15 protein-coding genes and 2 pseudogenes are annotated in these 20,416 nt (G+C 55.4%); 13 read left to right on the top strand and 4 right to left on the bottom strand.

All coding sequences use genetic code 11. The annotated features are described in order from the left end of the window. Positions 1-470 precede the first annotated feature (470 nt). On the bottom strand, positions 471-1,325 hold the full coding sequence (locus GLX_RS01095) for a transporter (protein ID WP_231850427.1): 855 nt from the start codon (positions 1,323-1,325) through the stop codon (positions 471-473). Positions 1,326-1,874: 549 nt separating this feature from the next. Continuing rightward, positions 1,875-2,795, bottom strand: a complete 921-nt coding sequence (locus GLX_RS01090) for a LysR family transcriptional regulator (protein WP_014104208.1) — start codon at positions 2,793-2,795, stop codon at positions 1,875-1,877. A gap of 162 nt (positions 2,796-2,957) precedes the next feature. On the opposite strand from GLX_RS01090, the gene GLX_RS01085 reads away from it, so the two are divergent. The 9 genes and pseudogenes from GLX_RS01085 to GLX_RS01045 form a co-directional block, all read left to right on the top strand. Further along, a complete protein-coding gene (locus GLX_RS01085) occupies positions 2,958-3,443 on the top strand; it encodes a lipocalin-like domain-containing protein (protein ID WP_228391257.1) in 486 nt (161 codons plus the stop codon). A 351-nt stretch (positions 3,444-3,794) separates the two neighbouring features. Next, positions 3,795-5,294, top strand: coding sequence for a carbohydrate porin (locus GLX_RS01080; protein WP_014104206.1), 1,500 nt, complete (start codon positions 3,795-3,797; stop codon positions 5,292-5,294). 73 nt (positions 5,295-5,367) lie between these two features. Next, positions 5,368-6,867: a glycerol kinase GlpK gene (gene glpK / locus GLX_RS01075; RefSeq protein ID WP_014104205.1), complete on the top strand. Its 1,500-nt coding sequence runs from the start codon at positions 5,368-5,370 to the stop codon at positions 6,865-6,867. Positions 6,868-6,905: 38 nt separating this feature from the next. After that, the gene (locus GLX_RS01070) at positions 6,906-7,745 is read left to right on the top strand and encodes an MIP/aquaporin family protein (protein WP_014104204.1); all 840 of its coding nucleotides are present in this window, start codon (positions 6,906-6,908) and stop codon (positions 7,743-7,745) included. A gap of 149 nt (positions 7,746-7,894) precedes the next feature. Next, positions 7,895-8,293 (top strand): annotated as a pseudogene (locus GLX_RS01065) (transposase); the annotation flags it as partial. A gap of 109 nt (positions 8,294-8,402) precedes the next feature. Then, positions 8,403-8,762, top strand: coding sequence for an IS66-like element accessory protein TnpA (tnpA, locus tag GLX_RS01060; protein ID WP_007400224.1), 360 nt, complete (start codon positions 8,403-8,405; stop codon positions 8,760-8,762). After that, entirely contained in the window at positions 8,759-9,106 is a 348-nt protein-coding gene (gene tnpB / locus GLX_RS01055; protein ID WP_010510701.1) for an IS66 family insertion sequence element accessory protein TnpB, read from the top strand. The genes tnpA and tnpB overlap by 4 nt, the downstream gene beginning before the upstream one ends. Before the next feature lie 63 nt (positions 9,107-9,169). After that, positions 9,170-10,780 (top strand): IS66 family transposase, encoded by a 1,611-nt coding sequence (gene tnpC, locus GLX_RS01050; RefSeq protein WP_007397838.1) that lies wholly within the window; start codon positions 9,170-9,172, stop codon positions 10,778-10,780. A gap of 23 nt (positions 10,781-10,803) precedes the next feature. Continuing rightward, positions 10,804-11,496: pseudogene (locus GLX_RS01045) on the top strand (transposase); the annotation flags it as partial. 275 nt (positions 11,497-11,771) lie between these two features. Here GLX_RS01045 and GLX_RS16440 read toward each other — a convergent pair. After that, entirely contained in the window at positions 11,772-13,511 is a 1,740-nt protein-coding gene (locus GLX_RS16440) for a glycosyltransferase family 61 protein (protein ID WP_014104201.1), read from the bottom strand. 78 nt (positions 13,512-13,589) lie between these two features. Beyond that, on the bottom strand, positions 13,590-15,710 hold the full coding sequence (locus GLX_RS01035; protein WP_081477913.1) for an HAD-IIIC family phosphatase: 2,121 nt from the start codon (positions 15,708-15,710) through the stop codon (positions 13,590-13,592). A 455-nt stretch (positions 15,711-16,165) separates the two neighbouring features. Between GLX_RS01035 and GLX_RS01030 the strand changes: the two genes are divergently transcribed. From GLX_RS01030 to GLX_RS01015, 4 genes are read left to right on the top strand one after another with little or no spacing between them, the layout of a single operon-like run. Beyond that, positions 16,166-17,242, top strand: a complete 1,077-nt coding sequence (locus tag GLX_RS01030; RefSeq protein WP_014104198.1) for a LacI family DNA-binding transcriptional regulator — start codon at positions 16,166-16,168, stop codon at positions 17,240-17,242. A 56-nt stretch (positions 17,243-17,298) separates the two neighbouring features. After that, the gene (locus GLX_RS01025; RefSeq protein WP_014104197.1) at positions 17,299-18,234 is read left to right on the top strand and encodes a sugar phosphate isomerase/epimerase family protein; all 936 of its coding nucleotides are present in this window, start codon (positions 17,299-17,301) and stop codon (positions 18,232-18,234) included. Further along, on the top strand, positions 18,231-19,295 hold the full coding sequence (locus GLX_RS01020) for a sugar phosphate isomerase/epimerase family protein (RefSeq protein ID WP_014104196.1): 1,065 nt from the start codon (positions 18,231-18,233) through the stop codon (positions 19,293-19,295). The genes GLX_RS01025 and GLX_RS01020 overlap by 4 nt, the downstream gene beginning before the upstream one ends. Next, positions 19,292-20,389: a Gfo/Idh/MocA family protein gene (locus GLX_RS01015; protein WP_014104195.1), complete on the top strand. Its 1,098-nt coding sequence runs from the start codon at positions 19,292-19,294 to the stop codon at positions 20,387-20,389. The genes GLX_RS01020 and GLX_RS01015 overlap by 4 nt, the downstream gene beginning before the upstream one ends. Positions 20,390-20,416 lie beyond the last annotated feature (27 nt).

The following is a 20,416-nucleotide window of genomic DNA, read 5'->3' as shown; positions in this document are numbered from 1 at the left end:
CATCACCTGCACGCAGCGCCAGTCTACTGCTGCATACGGACAGATGGACAGGGTCCATATTGCAAGCAAGAATCGTAACATCCAAGGTCAGCCAGCAGAATCATGAAATCCAGCCGCTGCATTTCAGGTATGGCGGTTTTAAGCAGGGCAGCGGAGCGATGGCTGACATGGCGCAGTTCTGCACCAGAAAGTACCTCCGCCTTCCATCATTATGAAGGATCAAGGTTGTATGACGACATACAACGTTGCCAGGACCTGATGGCTTCTGTCCAACCCGATGCCCGGGAATCTGACTTGAAGCGGGATATCTCCCTGTTTCTGACTGTCTCCATCCCTTGCTGCCCCCTGATCAGTCTGTCTGGCCTTCCTTCATGCATGTCAGGTGAGTTGCAGGGTTGCGTGAAAATTATCTAAAAAAACAGAAAAGAATTTTTATACCCATTATCCTATGTGCAGGACTTTATCAGTCTCTACCACAGATAGACAAATTTTACATAATATGCATTGCTTTCAGGAATATTACGTCCGTCAACAGAATGCGAATAGCGTGTTGTAAAGGAAAGATGCTGTGAAATATTGAACATTGCACCTGCCCCCAATGTTATTTCACGGCTGTTTGAATCATCAAGATACTGGCCGGCAGTACGGTCATATGTTCCTTTTACGTTCTGCCAGTCCAGAGCAAAGAAGGGCTCAAACAGGTGGGTCGCCTTCCAGCTGAAGCGCAGGTTCGTATAAAACACCACACCGGGGGAATAGGTATGCCCCCCCTTCACATGCTTGGCAGCCCCCGCCACAGTCCCGGCATCGCCATCAAAACTGAAGTGCTTCCATTCGTAATCAAATATGAAACTGGAAATATTTGACCAGTAATTGGGTGATGTCGCATCGCGCGTGCCGACAGCCGTTTGCATAAAGGTCTGGATACCGAAAGTACTGTGTTTGTTAGGTTTGAACCATGCCGCAGGCCCCACAATGGTCGGGCCAAGGCCACCATAATTCGTACCATCAGCCAGGCTATAGCTTTCGCTCTGGATCAGTTCGAAAGCGAAGCCGACATGTGGGATGGCCTCAAAACTGCGGAAATGGACATATTTCGTCATACCTGACCAGGTGTGACTCCCTCCCATCGGTTTGCGCTGCCCCAGACTGTTATAGGAATGGCCGGCGGCGTTACCATCGCCGTACTGCACCAGAACATTGAACGGCTTGAAATCGACCGGCAGGTCATATTCATGGGGTCCGATGATCCCCAGAGTCACATCCGAAGCCTGTGCCCTGGGCGCAAGGTCGCTAACGGCGGACGTAATGGTAAGACTCAGCATAGCATATAGCCATACCGATCTTTCTCTCAGACGCATGGGAAAACTTCCATGTAAAGCTGCAGGAACCGAGCATGATCGGGTAACTACACGGTTATTGTTATTTATTGGGATGCGTTGTTACGCAAAACCTTGCCGATAGCGGGATTGAAAACCTGCGTGCCATTATCAGCGCCTACGTCCATGAAGACAACGCCACACCCAGTCACAATATTGCCACCAAAAAAGTGCATGCTCGTGTCCACAGATCGGATACCATACGCTACTACTGTTCCTTATAGTGTTTCAGAAACCGACATTGCATGCGGAAACAGGAAAATTCCCATTAATGAGCAATACTATAAATATCAGAAGCGATAATGACCCCCTGTAGGCTTCGTGCATGCCGTGCGTCTTTCCATCAGTCTCCCGGGCTGCACGACATACGAAAGGTTCTGGCTCCGTGTTATGTCCAGTCCATGCCCTATGCGGAATGCCGCGCAAAAGTTTGTCTTATGTCGACCAAACTGTCTCGGATATGAGACAGTTTTCCGGGACGGAACCAGATTCCATCTATCCCTGCACCATGAAGCCCGCAGTACGGATGTAAGGCCTGAGTTCATTCATGAATGCACGGATACTGGCCCGTGTGTGCTGGCGGCTTGGCAGTACGGCGTACAGGTCAATCTTTTCGCCCTGCAGATCAGGAAATATACGTACAAGTTTTCCTTCTTCCAGATCCTGGTACACGTCACAAAGCAGCTTGTAGGCGATCCCCTGGCCTGACAGGGCCCAGTCATGAATGATTTCCGCATTGGTTGTGGATAGACGGGGTTCGACAGTCACAACCTCCGTTTCCGTATCGTTGCCGATCGCCCACCGGTTCAGCAAAGCCATGGTTTTGTTGCGACGCAGGCACAGGCAGTCATGTCGGACCAGTTCGCGCGGGTGTCCGGGCAAGGAACGCCGACGGATATAGTCGGGAGAGGCACATAATACCCGCATGGTCGAAGCCAGTCGGGTCACCACGGCACCGGGTGTATCGGGCAGCCCCAGTCTGAGCACCACATCAAGCGAGTCACTGACATCATAAACCCCTTCCGAAGCCAGGGCGAGGTTGATGTTCAGCCCCGGATGGCGGGCACTGAAAGCCGCGATGAAAGGGGCAATCTGCCTGCGCCCCAACTCCACCGGGGCGCCGATGGCCAAGGTTCCCTTGGGTGCGCGGGTGGAAGAGGAAATTTCCTCTTCCAGATGATCTATATCAGCAACGATGGCCAGACCACGTTCGTAATAGAGCCGTCCCGTCTCGCTCAACCCGAAATGGCGCGTATTGCGAATGACCAGCATGCTTCCCAGCCTGGCCTCGATCCGCGCCAGCCGCCGCGATACGGCGGCTGGCGATGTACCCAGGCTGCGTGCGGCAGCCGTCAAGCTGCCGGAATCCACCAACGTACTGAAAAAACGTAGATCTCCAACTTCATTATATGACAAATCCGGTACCTCCTCTCTGTCCTGATTACCCCGCTTTTTGCGTTTTCCGTAATATTATTTTTCCTTATAGATCACTACCGAACTATTCAGGTAAAAGGTATGTTACCACCAACAGATACCGACACTGCGCGTAAAGCGGTACCATGCATCAGCGATGGAGACATGAAGATGCCCGTTCAGGATACCATGCAGCAGACCGGAACCCCGTACGTGGGAGAGGAACTGCGGCAAAAACTCATCGGGACATGGGAACTCGTGTCCTACAAGGTGGAAGAAAAGGAGAGCGGTACCTTCATACCGGCAATGGGGCCCGCACCCAGGGGACGGGTCGTGTTCACAGCCGATGGCTGGGTGGCGTTCAATCTTGAAGGCAGCCATCGCCATCCGGCAAAAAATGATGAAGAGCGCGCCCGGTTGATGAAAACACTGGTGGCCTATATCGGTCGCTTCCGGGTGGAGGGAAACCAGTGGATCACGCATGTCCAAACCGCGTGGGCACCTGAATGGGTAGGCACAGAGCAGCGCCGCACCGTTGTGGTAGAAGACGGACACGCCAATGTACTGACTCCATGGCGCAGGATGCCCAACTGGGCCGAAGGGCGTCTGTCGCGCAGCATCATCCGCTTCCGCCGCGCACCCGCCGCCTGACCGGACTCCCATAATCCCTGAACGTAATCCTGCACTTTCATGATCGTAATTCCGGGATGGCGATGCGGGCACACCAACCGCCCATGGTACACAGAAGCCTCGCTGCGGCCTGTATCACACAGCCTCCCCGCCCCGGCCCAGACCGAGGCTTTTTTGTGTCCTGCCCTTGGGTTATGCACAGGGGTGCCCGTTACATGCACAAAAATGCAATGTTCAAATAAAAATAAAGAACACTATTCACAAAATCGTGTTATTTGTTAATATAATCTTTCTGCTCTGTAAACCGATACACACTCTGTTCCTGATAGCCGAGCCTGCGGCCCCAAGGCGCGCGGGAAGGGAGAGCAGACAATGTGTGTCATCAAGACATGCGCCAAGAACGAGAATAAGTCTGCAATAAAATGGAACATCATTCCTGCCTGTATCAGGTCACTGGTCATTACACTGGGAATGCTGTTCGCCGGTTGCACACTCACTTCCGCAGTATTGGCCCAGACAGAAACTGCAAAGACCGCGTTCACCACCCATTACGAACCAGCCGCCTTCCCCATGACCGAAATGGGACAGGTGGCGATTGGCCCCCTCGTACCCATGCTGACCGCCTCCCCCCATCTGTTCGGGACCTGGGGCGGCATCCAGCCATGGCTGGCAAACCGGGGCATTTTCTTCAATGTCACCATCAATGAAGAATACATGGGCAATGTTACCGGTGGTAAGCAGCGCGCCAACGTGCTGGCGGGACAGGTCGCGGGTGCGCTGGACATAGACTGGCAGCGCCTTGCGGGGGTCCCGTCTTTCTGGACCCATATGCTGGTCATTAATGGCCATGGCAACAGCCTGTCTAACGCCATGGGGGATTCCATCACCAATCCTGAGGAAATATATGGCGCGCGTGGCAACGTAGTCGCCCATCTGGTGGACATGTATGCCGACAAGGGTTTCCTGCGCGACCGCATCATTCTTTCGGTGGGCGTGATCCCGACAGGCAGCTTTTTCAACCAGGACTATCTGGCCTGTTCGTTCATGAACGTATCGGTATGCGGCAATCCCGCACCTTCCAAATACGTGCCGGGCGGCCGGGACTGGCCTTCGGGCAACCTTGGGGCGATCCTGCGGGTGCGGCCCACGCTGCGCACCTACATCATGGGCGGTATCTTTGCCGTCAGTCCCCATGCTTATAACGGCGGCATATCAGGCTGGGCACTGGGGCAGGACGGGTTGGGCAAGCTGTCCTCGCAGGTCGAAATCGGATGGAGTCCCTCCTTTGGCAGGCACCACCTGCTGGGGCACTACAAGATTGGGTACTGGTATGACAATTCCCGCTATCCCAACCTGTATGCCGACATAAATGGCAATTCCTTCCAGGCGACCGGCCTGCCGCGCCGTTATGAATCCGGTATGAATGCGGCATGGCTCATGTTCAACCAGATGATCCACCGCAGCGGTGATGGACTGGCAAACGGCCTGATCGTGATTGGGGGCGTTGATTACACCCAGGGTAGCCAGGTAGCCATGCGTGACCATGAATGGATTGGCCTGCTACAAAGCGGCACGCCATGGGGCCGCCCGCTGGACCAGATCGGCGCCATGTTCCAGTACATGGAAATGGGCCATACCGTAGCGTTGCAGCAGGAATCTTCTCTGGCACTTGGCCTGCCCTACCTGCCCAACCAGTGGGGCGCGGTGTATGGCATCCAGAGCCATGAAAACGTGTGGGAAGCCTTCTACAGCATCCATGTTGCCCGTGGCACGGCCTTCCAGCCTGATTTCCAGTACCTGCAGCGCCCCGGTGGAACAACCACCTTTCATGATGCGGCGGTGATCGGGTTCCAGTTCACCACTAACCTGTAAAACAAAAAAATAAAGTAAAAACTTTGGGGCCATGATCCGTTATTGGTAATAATATATAAAAAAGGAATGCAGCATGGCGGAATACGTTGGCGCGATAGACCAGGGCACGACCAGTTCCCGGTTTATGATATTCGACCGCAAGGGGACCGTGGTTTCCGTTGCGCAGAAGGAGCACCGACAAATCTATCCCCAGCCCGGCTGGGTCGAACATGATCCCATCGAAATTCTTGAAAACACGAATGAAATGATTGGCGCTGCCATGGCGCGCGCCAATCTGGGGGCGACCAGCCTGGTATCGGTCGGCATAACCAACCAGCGCGAAACCGCCGTGCTATGGGACAGGACAACCGGCCTGCCGCTGCATAACGCCATTGTCTGGCAGGATACCCGTGTAGACCAACTGGTCAGGGAATATGGCAGCGATGGCGGGCAGGACCGCTTCCGCGCCATTACCGGACTGCCGCTGGCAAGCTACTTCGCGGGGCTGAAACTGCGCTGGCTGCTCGATAACGTGGAAGGCGCGCGCCAGAAGGCCGAAAGCGGACAGGCGCTATTCGGCACGGTAGATAGCTGGCTTTCATGGAACCTGACCGGCGGGGTCAACGGCGGCATCCACATCACCGACGTGACCAATGCCTCGCGCACCCAACTCATGAACCTCAGAACCTGTGCGTGGGATGAGGACATGCTGCGTGCCTTTTCCATTCCCGCCGCCTGCCTGCCCCGTATCGTGCCGTCTTCGCAGGTGTACGGCACGATCACGATCCCCAGCCTGCAGGGTACGAAACTTGCCGGCATTCTGGGCGACCAGCAGGCGGCTCTGGTCGGGCAAACCTGTTTTTCGCCGGGGGAAGCCAAGAACACCTATGGCACCGGCTCGTTCCTGCTGATGAACACCGGCACCGACCCGGTCCAGTCAAAGGCAGGGCTGCTGACAACGGTGGCTTACCAGTTCGGTATGGAAGAACCGCGTTACGCGCTGGAAGGCTCCATTGCCATTACGGGCGCGCTGGTGCAGTGGCTACGCGATAACCTGAAACTGTTTGACCTGGCCACACAGATCGAACCGCTGGCACGCAGCGTTGCTGATAATGGCGGGATCTACATCGTGCCCGCCTTTTCCGGACTGTATGCGCCTTACTGGAAGGAAAATGCGCGTGGCACCATTGTCGGGCTGACCCGCTATGTCACGCGCGCGCATTTTGCACGCGCAACACTGGAGGCCACGGCCTATCAGGTCCGCGATGTCGTGGCCGCCATGGAGGAAGACAGCGGCATCGTTCTGACCAGCCTGAAAACCGATGGCGGCATGGTGGCGAACGAACTGCTCATGCAGTTCCAGGCCGATATCCTCAACGTACCGGTCGTGCGCCCCAAGGTGGTGGAAACCACGGCGCTGGGTGCAGCCTACGCCGCGGGCCTGGCCGTGGGATACTGGGAAAACATTGATGACCTACGTGCAAACTGGGTGGTGGACCATACCTGGCAGCCCACCATGCCCGCGGAGCAGCGCAGCCGCTACCTGGGGTGGTGGAAGAAAGCCGTACAGAAATCCTTTGACTGGGCGGAATGACGCACCCGTCCTGCATACACAGACAGGGAAACAGGCCAATGAATCGCGCATTCCTCGGCGAACTGATTTCTGAAGCCCTTGCCGTATTCATCATCATCGCCTTTGGTGATGCGGTGGCGGCGATGTACCTCCTTTATGATCCCAGTCCTTACCTACAGTCCTACTGGGGCGTATGCATCGTATGGGGGCTGGGGGTAACCGTTGCCATCTATGCCACCGGGTCGGTATCGGGCACGCATGCCAACCCGGCCGTTACCCTTGCGCTGGCAACCTATCGTGCCTTTCCATGGAAAAAGGTGCTGCCTTACTGGGGTGCGCAGGTCGTAGGGGGTTTTGTGGGGGCAGGGCTGGTCTATGCGCTGTATTACCCTGTCATCAACCACTTCAATGATGTCCACCAGCTTACCCGCACGGGCGGTGGCGGTGCGGGTGTATTCTTTACCGCACCCGCACCGGGCATAAGCATATGGCATGCCTTCAGCGATGAAATCATCCTGACCGCCATACTGGTGTTCGGCATCTTTGCCATTACCGAACAGTATAACGAAATGGCGCCGGGCGCCAATTTTGGGGCGCTGATCATAGGCTTTCTGGTTGCGGCCATTGGTGCCTCCATGGGGTATCTGGAAGCATGGGCCATTAACCCCGCGCGCGATCTTGGCCCACGCCTGTTCGCCTATGTCGCGGGCTGGCATGAAGCTGCCCTGCCCGCGGCAGGCCATTACTGGTGGGTGCCCGTTGTCGGCCCGCTGATCGGGGGGCTGCTGGGAGCCACGGCCTATGAACACCTGATATTTCCTTTCCTGCCTGCACAGTTGCGTGCACAGAAGGCACTCCAAAGCAAGATCGAAGAAGAGAGCATCATTATAGGAGAATAAGCCCCTGCCCGCCCCCCTGCTTTTCCGGTAACGCGACACAGGGTCGAGGAGCCATTACCCCGATACGAAGGTGGAGGGTTCGAAAAACCCCTGGTTCTGGCCCTCTGTGTGTGATTCCCTCTCTTCTGTGATGATTGAGGGAATGGCTCATGAAGCAGCCGGGCTTCTTTGATGTGGACGAGCGACTAGCCCGTTTGAGTGGCCTTGGCGATCAGCTCGAAGCGTTTTCTCGGACTGTGGATTTTGAGGTGTTCCGTCCTGATCTGGACAGGGCTCTGGCCTATGCGGACGGAAGTAAAGGTGGCCGTCCCCCGTTTGATCCGGTGCTGATGTTCAAGATCCTGGTGATCCAGACGCTGAACAATCTCTCCGACGAGCGAACGGAGTATCTGATCAACGACCGGCTGTCCTTCATGCGCTTCCTCGGCCTGGCGTTATCGGACCGGGTGCCTGACGCCAAAACGGTCTGGCTGTTCCGTGAACGGCTGACCGAGGCTGGCGCCATCCAGAAGCTGTTCGAGCGCTTTGACGCCACCCTGCGAAACGCCGTAACCGGCCGTTTGAGGCCGCCTTATGATTGAGGATTGTGACTGGTAACTTACCGTCGTTAACGACGTCGTTAACGACGTCGTTATTGACGTCATTTGAGAGGTAAGAATGACCCAGGAAATCCTGATTGGCGTTGAACGCCGCCGCCGCTGGTCGGATGAACGGAAGCTGGCGATACTGGCTGAAGTTGGTGTGGATGGAGCAAGTGTATCGGATGTGGCACGTCGACATGACCTGACCCGCCAACATCTTTACCAATGGCGGACGTCATTCCGTCAAAGACTATCTTCCCCAGATCAGTCTGTGGCGTTTGTTCCTGTTGCTTCAGTGACGACACCTGCTGTGGCATCTGGCGGTGATCCTGACGAACTGGCCATAGTGCTGCGCAATGGCCGTAGTATCAGGGTGACGGGACATCCTGCCGAAGATCTTCTGGCCCGGGTCATCCGGATTGCGGAGACGGCATGATTGGCGTGGGCAACGGCGTGCGTGTCTATCTGGCCTGCGGGGTGACCGATATGCGCAAGGGCATATCGGGTCTGGCAGCACTGGCACAGGACGTGCTGCGTCAGAACCCGACATCAGGGGCGCTCTTTGCCTTTCGTGGTCGCCGTGGGGACAGGATCAAGCTTCTGATGTGGGACGGTCAGGGGTTCTGTCTTTATTACAAGGTGCTTGAGAAGGGACGTTTTCCATGGCCGTCTCCGGCAGAGGGCGTTGCACGCCTGACGACAGCACAGATGGCCATGCTGTGGGAAGGCATGGAGTGGAGACGCCCTTCCTGGTCTGCACCACCGTCTCGCGTGGCCTGATTTTTATGGCGTGAGAGTGCAGAACATTTTGAATTTTCTTAGGTTTTCTGCTATTTTTTCATAATGACGTCTGCACCTGCGGTCCTGCCTGATGATCCGGATACCCTGAGGGAAATGATTGTTTCCCTGCAGACCGAAGTGGCTCGGCTTTCTGCGTCAGCCCGTGCGTATGAAGCTCTTGTCCAGTCTCTCAAAATCCGGATCGCACGTCTTCAGAAACAGAAATTCGGGGCCAGTTCAGAAAAGATAGACCGTGAGATTGAACAACTCGAACTGCTCCTTGAAGATGTAAAAATCGCCATCGCGGCAGCCGATCCTTCTCCTGATATCAGGGAGCATGATGTCAGCGATGATGCACTCTCTCCCCCACGGCAGCGTGGCAAACCAAAGGTTTCTGACACGACACCACGGGAGCGTATTGTTCTCGACCCAGGTGAGGCCTGTCCTGCCTGTGGCGGTCCCCTGCGTCTTGTAGGCGAAGATGTCACCGAAATACTGGACTTTATTGCGGCAAAACTGAAAGTTGTCGAAACGGCACGGCTGAAGAAATCCTGCCGTCACTGCGAAACACTGGTGCAGCCTGAAGCACCGTCGCGCCCTGTCCCACGGGGGATGGCTGGCACCGGGCTTTTAGCCCATATCCTGGTCTCGAAATTCGATGACCACATTCCGCTTTATCGTCAGAATGAGATCTTTGCCCGTCAGGGTGTGGACATTCCCCGTTCAACCCTGATCGACTGGTGTGGTCAGGCCGTTGCCGTTCTGCGTCCTCTGACAGATCTGATCCGTCAGGATGTCGTAAAGGCAGACCTGCTACATGCTGATGATACACCCATCCAGGTTCTTGACCCCCGTCTGCGTCAGGCTGGCAAACCCCGGGGCGTGAAGGAAGGGCGGATCTGGAGCTATCTGCGCGATCCCCGCCCATGGGGAGGGAGTGATCCGCCCGCCGTGGCCTACTGGTTCTCTCCCGATCGCAAGGGGATCAATCCCCAGACCCATCTGGCACAGTTCCGGGGCATTCTGCAGGCTGACGCCTACGCCGGGTTCAGGGATCTGTATAAACCAGACGCAACAGGAACCGTGCACGTGCGCGAAGCGGCCTGCTGGGCTCATCTCCGCCGGGCCTTCCATGATGTCTGGAAGGGCAGTGATTCGACAATCGCAAGGGAAGCACTTGAACAGATCGGAGAGCTCTACGATATCGAGCGCCAGATCACCGGACACCCGGCCCCGTATCGTCTGGCTGTCCGACAGGAACAAAGCCGCCCCCGTGTCACAGCATTCCACGCATGGTGCGAAACACAGCTTGCCCGTATCCCTGGAAAGGGGGAACTGGCAAAAGCGATCCGTTATGCGCTCAACCGGTGGAAGGCCTTTACCCTGTTCCTCGAAGATGGTCGTGTCGCCATCGACAACAATCCTGCCGAACGCGCCATACGGCCCGTATGCGTGGGGCGAAAAAATTATCTCTTTGCCGGATCCGACACCGGGGGCGACAACATCGCTGATGCCATGACGCTTATCGAAAGCGCAAAACTCTCCCGGCTTAATCCGCACGATTACCTCGCCGACGTCCTGGCCCGTATCAACGAGCACAAGATCAACCGGCTCCACGAACTGTTGCCATGGAACTGGAAACCCGTGAATACACTGCACAGACAGGCCGCATAATCAAGGCGGCCCAGAGCGGCCGGTTACGAAACGCCGGGTATCTGCCGATGTCCGGCCAGATCCTGGATGCCACGCTGGTGGCGGCGCCAAAGCAGCGCAATACCAACGCGGAGAAAGTTGATCTTCGGGAAGGCCGCATTCCGCAGGACTGGCAGGACAAGCCTGCCAAGTTGTCCCACAAGGATCGCCATGCGCGATGGACACTGAAGTTCACGAAGGCAAAGCGGCAGGAGGACGGGACGCTCCCGTCCACGGACCTCGCCATCCCGTTCTTTGGCTACAAATCGCATATTTCCATCGATCGAAAGTTTCGACTGATCCGGAAATGGAAAGCGACGGATGCCGCCGCCAGTGATGGTGCCAGGCTGCGCGAGGGCTTGCTCGATAAAACCAATACGGCCTCAAGCGTTTGGGCCGACACCGCGTATCGCTCGAAAGCCAATGAGGACTTCATGGACAAAGAGGGTTTCGTCTCGAAGGTTCACAGGAAAAAGCCGCATCTCAAGCCCATGCCTCGCCATATCCAGCGCTCTAACGCAGGGAAGTCCGTCATCCGATCCCGCGTCGAGCATGTCTTTGCCGATCAGAAATCGCAGACGGGATTGTTCGTCCGGACCGTGGGCATTACCCGGGCCACCATGAGGATTGGCTTGGCCAATATCGTCTACAACATGCGCCGCTTCCTCTTCCTCGAGAGGTTGAACGCGGCCGCGTAGCTATCCCATTGGCGACAGCGTCCGATCTGCTCAAGACGCAGATCAAAAGTCACCCCAAGAACCGTCAATCAGCACGACAAAAGCCTGAAATCAGGAACCACGCGCGCCAATCAACGGTTCTTCGATCCCTCCAGATCGCTTTGATGCGGCCCTGCGGAATGCGGGTTATCTGCCCATATCAGGCCAAATCTCCGATGCCGCGCTGGTGGCAACACCCAGGCAGCGCAATACCAATATGGAGAAGGCCGACAAACCGGCTCCAGCCCAGCATTACTCTATAGAAGCTGTCGGATCGCCCATTCAACACGATCAATGTCAACATACCATCCATTATGCGGTCCATCTTCAAAAAAGAGCATGGAATAATAACGGCAACCGGCAATCTGGGCCAGGCGCATTGGTCCTACATTGAGATAACTGGCCTGTATTAGCTCAAGCAGGGCCGTACCTTCACGGGCAAACAGCATGTTCGATACGCCTGCACCATGGCCTGCCACGACAAGGCGGGCCTCACGAAATATTCTGATCTGGTCTGCCAGACTGGTCCCGGTTGCGACAAGAATTTCAAAGCCGAGAGACCGCAGGCGATCAATCAATGCATCCTCATTAAGAATGCGCCTAGCTTTTGTGTCCTGCCGCGATATATAAACCAGCCTGTCGGTCCTGCCGATCTCGCGCAAGCCTGTCTTTTCAAGCAATGTTTTCTGGAAGGCAACCCTTTCGGCAACAAGCCCTGGTTGCGGCAGAGCCCTGCCCAACAGGCGGCTGCAATAGAGTGTCCTATCGGTCCGCACATATTCATTACGCGCGATCTCCACCAACCGGACATTATGACGCCCCTGCAGCAAAATATTGAAATAGCTTCTCCGCAGGGGATCGAGTGTTCCGGTCAGGATGGATACTGTCCCCTCACCATCCTCACCATCAAGAATATCAAGGCACAAGCTGACTGCATTGAAGGCTTCAGCCATGAAATGATAATAATTCCCGTACAGATGGTTAAAACCCATAATGGAAATGCCGGGCACAACATGCTCGTGGTGCTGCTTCTGCATGCCTTCCCATACCGACTGGTGCAGGGATGTCTGGATATAGGGGATCAGATAATCACTACCAAATACTGGCTTCCTGCCTGAAAAGATGAAACCTGACCCACCAACTACACAATCGGGCAGTTCATGGACCGAAAGGTCTAACCACTGGGGAGCAGACATCCCGCGCCACTGCATCTGTATTCCGGCCTGGGTCTCGTTATGTACCGTCGCTCCACTGTCGAGCAGTACAGCCGCATGGATTTCACGACCACCCAGCAGGGATATGGCATCTTCAGGTGTGGCATATAATTGCGTTCCCAGGTCATGCGCATGCCGGAAGTCATCAAGCAGAAAACCACCCGCCCGCGCGTGCGGCTGTACAAGACGGGATTCAATCAGTTCCAGGTCACTACCCAGGCTAACCTTGGGGGCATCAAACCCGCGAACGACAAAAGCCGACATGTTGAATATTGTCTCATCAAATACATGATTGGGGCGGGCAGCCAACTCCCTGTAATCCACATCATGTAACCATGTCTGCGGCACGATCCACCAGGCACGCACATCAAATGTCGGTTCGATGCCAAAATGCTCAATGTGGTAGAGTCCGCAACTATGCCCTATTTTCCTGAAAAAACCGACATTAATCTGTCCAAACATCCTGTTTTCCCGGTAATTCTCATGAAAACTCTTGTATCCCAACCCAGCCAGATATGCCCGCCCATCTGATGAGGGTTCGATAAAGACAACCATGGGAAACCGCGTACAGACCCGGGCTACAAAATCAGATGCGGTATCGATATCCGCAGCATGCGTAAGCTCCAGCGCACAGAGCAGTATCCTTGCCTGCGGATATTCTGAAGCTTCTGCAAGATCTGCAATCTCGATAACATCATAAGACGAAAAAAAATGTTCGATATTACTGCGCACTTCATATGGCGTTTTTAGCAACAGTGCCTGTTCTTTTTTAGGTTCTTGCATACCGCAGACCCTTTTTCCATTTCACCCGCACCCAAAGCGAACACTTAATCAGAATAATAAAACCACAACTGCTATCTACTATTTTAATGTTATATGAGACGGAGAGATGCAATTCTCGTTTTCTTTAATAGAAAATAATATAGAATCCATTTTTTCATTTTTTACAACATCAAAGCCTGCAGACTTATATAATTTTTGACACGGCATATTATCCTTGGTTTTCATCATGACGGCATTCACCGCCTTGCACTTAGAGGCCGAGCGTATTTTCTTCACAATCTCATCAACAACAAAATATTCTATGTCCATACCCATAACCCGGCAGCTCATAAGGAACTGTATAATGGTATTACCCTGCACATATACGACACCAACAAGGCCATAGTCAGCGAATTTATCTTTTACTGAAAATGTAAATATTAATCCGCCACTAAATAGAAACTGCGTTACCTTCTCATTTGTCCACCTGACTCCTGTCGTATTAAACTGGTTTGTTTTATTGGTCAGTTCAAGAACGCGGCCCAGATGCCGGTCTTCCCCGTTCGCAATTCGGGAAATCATGACTTCTGTTCCCAAAGAGCCAAGGAATTCGGTACGGGTTATTGAACTGCGAACCTGTTCACGGGCAATCTGCCCCTTGACCATGACTTCACGCCTTGACGACTCATCAGTCAGGTGCAGAATTTGTGTCTCTGCTGACCATAGAAGAATACGACGCACCAGATAAGGGTTGCTGCCAATAACACGGATGCCGGGTAGCGCTGCCCTTACGGATTCCCGTTCAACCGGATTGTCATCAACAAAAACAACATTCTTGGGTTTTATATTAAATAGACTGCATATTTCGTGAATATTTTCTGGCTTGGGCTGCCAGTTTATCCGTATGGCTGCAAAATCATCAAGAGACAGGAACCCGGGCTGGACAACACTTTCCCATCTTTCCCGTACAAGCGCCATGTCGTTTTTTGAACAGATGGCCACCAGAATGCCACGGGCCCGCAAGTGATGGATTGCTTCCCATATACCAAGAGGCCAGCCATCTGTTCTGGGCCACGGTTGGCGATCGGGGCGATAATCCTCTGCAATCTGCCCCCGCCACAGGGTATTGTCCAGATCAAAGATGACGGCCTTCACCTGGTCCACCTGTCGGACAGTGCGATATGTTGAGACAGCCTGTTCATAAACGGCTGCCAGCAATGCTGATTGATGAGATTCATAAAATGTATCAAGCGCTGGCACGGCTTCAATACGATTATGCGGCGCACGATCCCATTCTTCTTGGAAAAAACTGGCGCCATGTGAATAGAAATAGATCATGTCATCAAGAAAATACTGCTTGCCCAGACTATTACCCAGTGCATCAACATCACATAAAACGACATTATTGTATTTTCGAATACTCCGGGCAAGATAAGCATTGAGTTCACGCACGACCTGTGAAAGATCCCCTGCCCCATGCCTCTCCGCCAATGAAAGCACGATATTCATCTGCGGGACGGAAAAATTGGCGACAAAAGTCAGAAGACCATGGACCTTGTTATAACCCAGGGCGGAATCCAGCATCGTATCCATGATGCCATATCCATCTTCAAGGACCTGGTCGAGAAAACCCGGGGTTCCCAACCTCATCGCCCATATGACCCTGTCTGTCAGGATAGACCGCAAGGGGATCTGGATATACTGGAAATTATAGGTTTCCACTCCCATCGGCGGGCAATCGGGCAGGCTGCCGGCGTAATTGAACGGAATATAGTCAAAATGCACATCTGGGTACAGCCGACTGAACTGCTCATAATAAAGGGCCGTGAGGCATGACCCGACAAGAAGGACGCGGGTAATGCCCGCAGGGGTCATGCTCAGGTCTGTCGGGAACAGGAACCGGGCAGGAGACAACGGGACGTTATGCTGTATGGTGGGCCGAAGGGAAAAATGCACGCCGGGATCGGCAACAGCCTGCAGGATGATTGTTTCGTCATCTGCCGTGCGGACCTGCTTCCACATGGGGATGGCCTTGCTGTTATAGATGACAAGCCCATCATGCATGATATCCCAACGGGCTTCATTTGGATGTTCATACCCTTGTATACAGCCATCTGCTGCAAAGCGCATGATCGTGGTCAGAGGTTTCCCTGCACCCAGGCCGAATGTCCACTCTCCTGTCTGCAACCGGGCACGGATGAAAGCAATCTGATTGTTCATGACCATTCTCAAAGCAGTAAAGAATTTCACCTCCAGATGAGGAAAAAATATTTTAAAATAATATTATTATCTAAATGTTAATACACTCTGTTTTTTATTTTTGTCCGGCACTGTGAAACGGTTCGATGATCACAACCGCCCTACCCCACGACCTGATATGGCCTTAAAAACTTAACAGTCAGATAATACACGACAAATGCTTTCTGTTACGTTTAGACTTCATATACCCGATGGCAGGGCCAATACAGAACGCGCATTATGATATGGATCAATCGCCGTTCCACACTGGCGCCCCTCTACAGATTTTGGGGGAACATCGACATTCTGCCGCTCGACGTCGGGGCGCAGGCACCATATCCTGTCCACTTCAGGCACCCGGGCAGAACCGGCCCCGCGACCTGAAAACTTTACGGCCCAGCAACGGGCATTGAACACAAAGAGGAGACACCGAAAAGGTGGCCAAACGCGTAACCCTGGCAGATCTGGCGGAACAGACCGGTCTGAACATTTCCACCGTAAGTCGCGCGCTTTCAAGACCCGACCGGGTCAGCAGCGAAACACGCAGGCTAGTTGAAAAAGTTGCCTCTCAACTCGGTTACGCAACGAATATTGCCGCGCGGAACCTCAGTCGCGGCACATCGGATACCATTCTTGTCCTGGCCTCCAGCTTCAAGGGACAGGCGATTTCCCCGGTTTTCACCCAACTACTGCTGGGGGTATGCGAAGAAGCAAAGTCCCAGGGCCTGAATGTCATGCTGCAGCAATGCCTGGAGCAGACCATATCGGCCCGTGATATTATCCGGTACCTACAGACCGGCGTAGCGGACAGCGCGCTGCTGGTGGCTGCAGAGCAGTGGCTGCCCCCGACAGATAGCGAAACAGGAGAGAAGATACTGCCAATTGTCAGCATCTTCAAAGATCTGACGGCGGCTGGCCTGACCAGCGTCATGACACAGGAGACGGATGGTTATACGGCAATCGTCGATCACCTACTCGCACGCGGGCACCGCCAGTTCGCCTTTGTCTCTGGCCCGGAAGACATAATGCATGAACAGATCCGATATCGCGCCGTGAAGCAGAGACTGTCGGCCCAAGGGCTTGACAACGCGCTGATCCGCCTGAAGGGCGGCCCATTCGACATGCCTTCGGGCCAGAAAGCCGGACAGGCCTTCGTAGCATTGGAAAACCGTCCTTCCGCCGTGATCTGCTGTAGCGATGCGCTGGCACTGGGGTTCATGCATGCCGTTATGGAAAGCGGCCTGCGCGTACCGCAGGACGTAGCCATAGCAGGCTTTGACGGTATGGATTACACTGCCTTCACCACCCCAAGCCTGACAACTGTCATCCAGCCCGCCGTGGAACTGGGCCGTGTTGCCGTGCAGTTACTGGGCGACCTGCACAATGGCAAAATTACAGTCCCGCGCCTTGTCGCCCTTGCACCAACCTTCATGGCACGACAGTCCACCTGCCCCCCTGCCAAGACTGATGGCAAGCGCTTGCATTCCTGCTTCATTGCTGTATGCAGGGATTAAGTATTGCACTCAGTCCATAAAGCCGCCCTCTCCAGGCGGTAAGGGAGCACGCACGGGTGAAAATTGGAACCGACCTGGTCACTTTCTATAATCCTGCGTTCTGGAGACTGACAACACAGGCGGACATCACCAACTTAGCCCGTGCAGATGGCCGCGCATTCTGGACCCGGATACTGGACAGCCTGCACGAAGCGGGCATAACCGGCATTGAAATGACTTTCCCCCCCTTCGACCAGATGGGAGCGGTTGCGGCATTTGGTTCGGAAGCGTCGCTTAAACATGAACTGGGCATCAGGGGGCTGGAAGTATGGTCGTGTTTCTTCGCGGCGCTGGATCGCATGCCTGCAGGCCATTACGCGAGCACTGAGTCGCAGATCCTGACTGAAGTCGATGCTGCTGCCCGCTTCCTTTGCGCAATGGGCGGGTCCGTCCTTGTGGTGGGCCTTCCCTGCCGTCAGACTTTTCTCTCCACGCCGTCTGCCTTTATTGATCTGGCCTTTGCAGCCCCCCTGTGCGGGCTGCTCAACCGCATGGGGTTTGCTGCCGCACGCCATAGCATCACACTGGCCATCCATACGGAATCCCATACCGTCGCCTGCGCCCCGCGTGATGTGGACCTGTTCATGCTCCTGACCGATCCGCGTTATGTTTCCCTGTGCCCCGATCCGGCGCATATCATTCTGGAAGGGGGTGATCCGGTTGCCCTCATCACCCGCCACCGCGAACGGGTGGTGGCGATGCACTGGAAAGATGCAACCCGCGCCATGCCGGTCGATACCCCCATCGATACGGATATCCATACCCGCCACCGTGCCTTTTTCTGTGAACTGGGCGATGGCAGGGCCAATTTTGGGCAACTGGCCGCACAGTTGGGCCATGCTCCTCTGCGATGCGGCCCTATCTTGGAACTTGATGCCTGTGCGCAGCCGGTGCCCGTGCTCCGCCGTGGCATCGCGTTCATCAGGGATCTGACTGAAAGACGCACACCATGAAAGGGCCCGGCCTCTTTGTTGCCCAGTTCATCGGAGCACAGGCTCCTTTCAACACCCTGTCCGGCCTGGCCCGTTGGGCAGGCGGCCTGGGTTACAGGGCACTACAACTCCCGACACATCTCGATCATATATTCAACCTGGCACAGGCAGCCTCCAGCCAGGATTACTGTGATGCGGTGCGGGGCACACTGGCAGAACATGGCCTGGTGATCTCGGAACTGTCCACGCATATCCAGGGTCAGTGCGTGGCGGTCCATCCGGCTTATGATCTTCTGTTCAACCGTTTTGCCCCTCTGTCGGTACGGGACTGTGCTTCTTCGCGCACGCAATGGGCCGTTACACAACTTGGCCTTGCAGCCCAGGCTTCGGCCCGGCTGGGACTTAAAGCCCATGCTACCTTTTCCGGCGCGCTGGCATGGCCTTATCTGTATCCATGGCCACCACGCGATAACGGGTTGATCGACCTTGCCTTTTCGGAACTGGCAGCCCGCTGGCAACCGATTGTAACAGCATTCGAGGCAGTCGGGGTTGACCTGTGCTTTGAACTGCATCCCGGCGAGGACCTGCATGATGGCACGAGCTTTGAACGCTTTGCCGGCCTGCTCGGCAATCCGCCGCGCTGCGCCATCCTGTATGATCCCAGTCATATGCTGCTCCAGCAGATGGATTACCTGTCCTTCATCGACCTTTATCATGACCGGATTGGCGCCTTTCATGTAAAGGATGCCGAATTCCACCCTACCGGCCGGCAGGGCGTCTATGGCGGCTTTGCGGACTGGCGCGACCGGGCAGGCCGCTTCCGCTCCCCCGGCGATGGGCACATTGACTTCAACGGCGTTTTTTCGCGCCTGACGCAGTATGGCTATGAAGGCTGGGCGGTGCTGGAATGGGAATGCTGTCTCAAATCCGCGACACAGGGTGCACGTGAAGGTGCCTCTTTCATACAGCGCCACATGATCGAGATGACACAGCAGTCATTTGATGATTTTGCAGCCAGCCCCCTCTCCACGCAGGAACGGCAGCATTGCCTGGGTTTGTCAGGAACGGACAATATACCATGAAGACATGGCCCGTCGGCATGATTGGTGGCGCGCCCGGTGCTTTCATGGGTGATGTCCACCGACGCGCGCTTGCCCTGAGCGGACAGTTCTCACTGGTGGCAGGATGTCTGTCGCGCCACCCGCAACAGGCCCTTGCGGCCGGGCGGGCACTGGGGCTGGCACCCGAGCGTACCTATGCCGACTGGGCACAGATGGCACGGGCCGAGGCCGCCCGGCCAGATGGCATTGCCCTTGCCATTATCGTCACGCCAAACGACACGCACCTACCTGTTGCCGCGGCCTTTCTTGCAGCGGGTATTCCGGTGCTGTGTGAAAAGCCGCTGGCGCTTACGCTGGAACAGGCACAGCATTTTGCCAGTCGTTTCACTGCAAAAGCGAACGATATGGTCATGGCCTATACCTACAGCGGTTATGCCATGGTCAGGGAAGCCCGCAGGTTGGTACAGGCAGGCGCGCTGGGGGCAATCAGGAACATTCAGGTCGAATACCTTCAGGACTGGCTAGGCAACGCCGACAGCAACGGCGGATGGCGGCTTGACCCGCAGACTGGCGGCGCGGGGGGCTGTCTGGGTGATATTGGTACGCATGCCTTCCATCTGGCGGAATTCGTATCCGGCTTGCAGTGCCAGAGCCTGTCGGCACGGGTTTCGCGGCTTGTACCCGGTCGCGCCGTACCCGATGATGCCCAGCTCCAGCTTCGCTTCTCGCACGCGGCGATAGGCAGCCTATGGGTAAGCCAGGTTGCCACCGGCTGCGGCAACGGCCTGCGATTGCGGCTGTACGGCGAAAAAGCCGGACTGGAATGGAAGCAGGAGCAGCCCGATACCCTGGCCCTTTCGACCATGGATGGCCGCACCACCCATACCGCACGCGGTGGTAGTGCTGTCCTGACCCCTTCCTTCCTGCCACGTGGCCACCCCGAAGGGTATCTGGAAGCCTTTGCCCGCCTTTACAGCGATACGGCGCGCCTGCTCGGGGGGCTTGATGCGCCGCTCCTACCCCGTTTGGCGGCAGGGGTGCGCGGGCTGGGATTTGTCGAAGCCGCTTTACAATCCGGCGCACGGGACGGTGCATGGACCATGCTGCGGACATAACCATCAAACCCGTCCATGCTTTTGCTC

Origin of the sequence: Komagataeibacter medellinensis NBRC 3288, from assembly GCF_000182745.2 — a bacterium.
Taxonomy (GTDB): Bacteria; Pseudomonadota; Alphaproteobacteria; order Acetobacterales; family Acetobacteraceae; genus Komagataeibacter; species Komagataeibacter medellinensis.
Note: the sequence above shows the minus strand (reverse complement) of the source record. Positions and strands in the feature narration are given on the sequence as shown.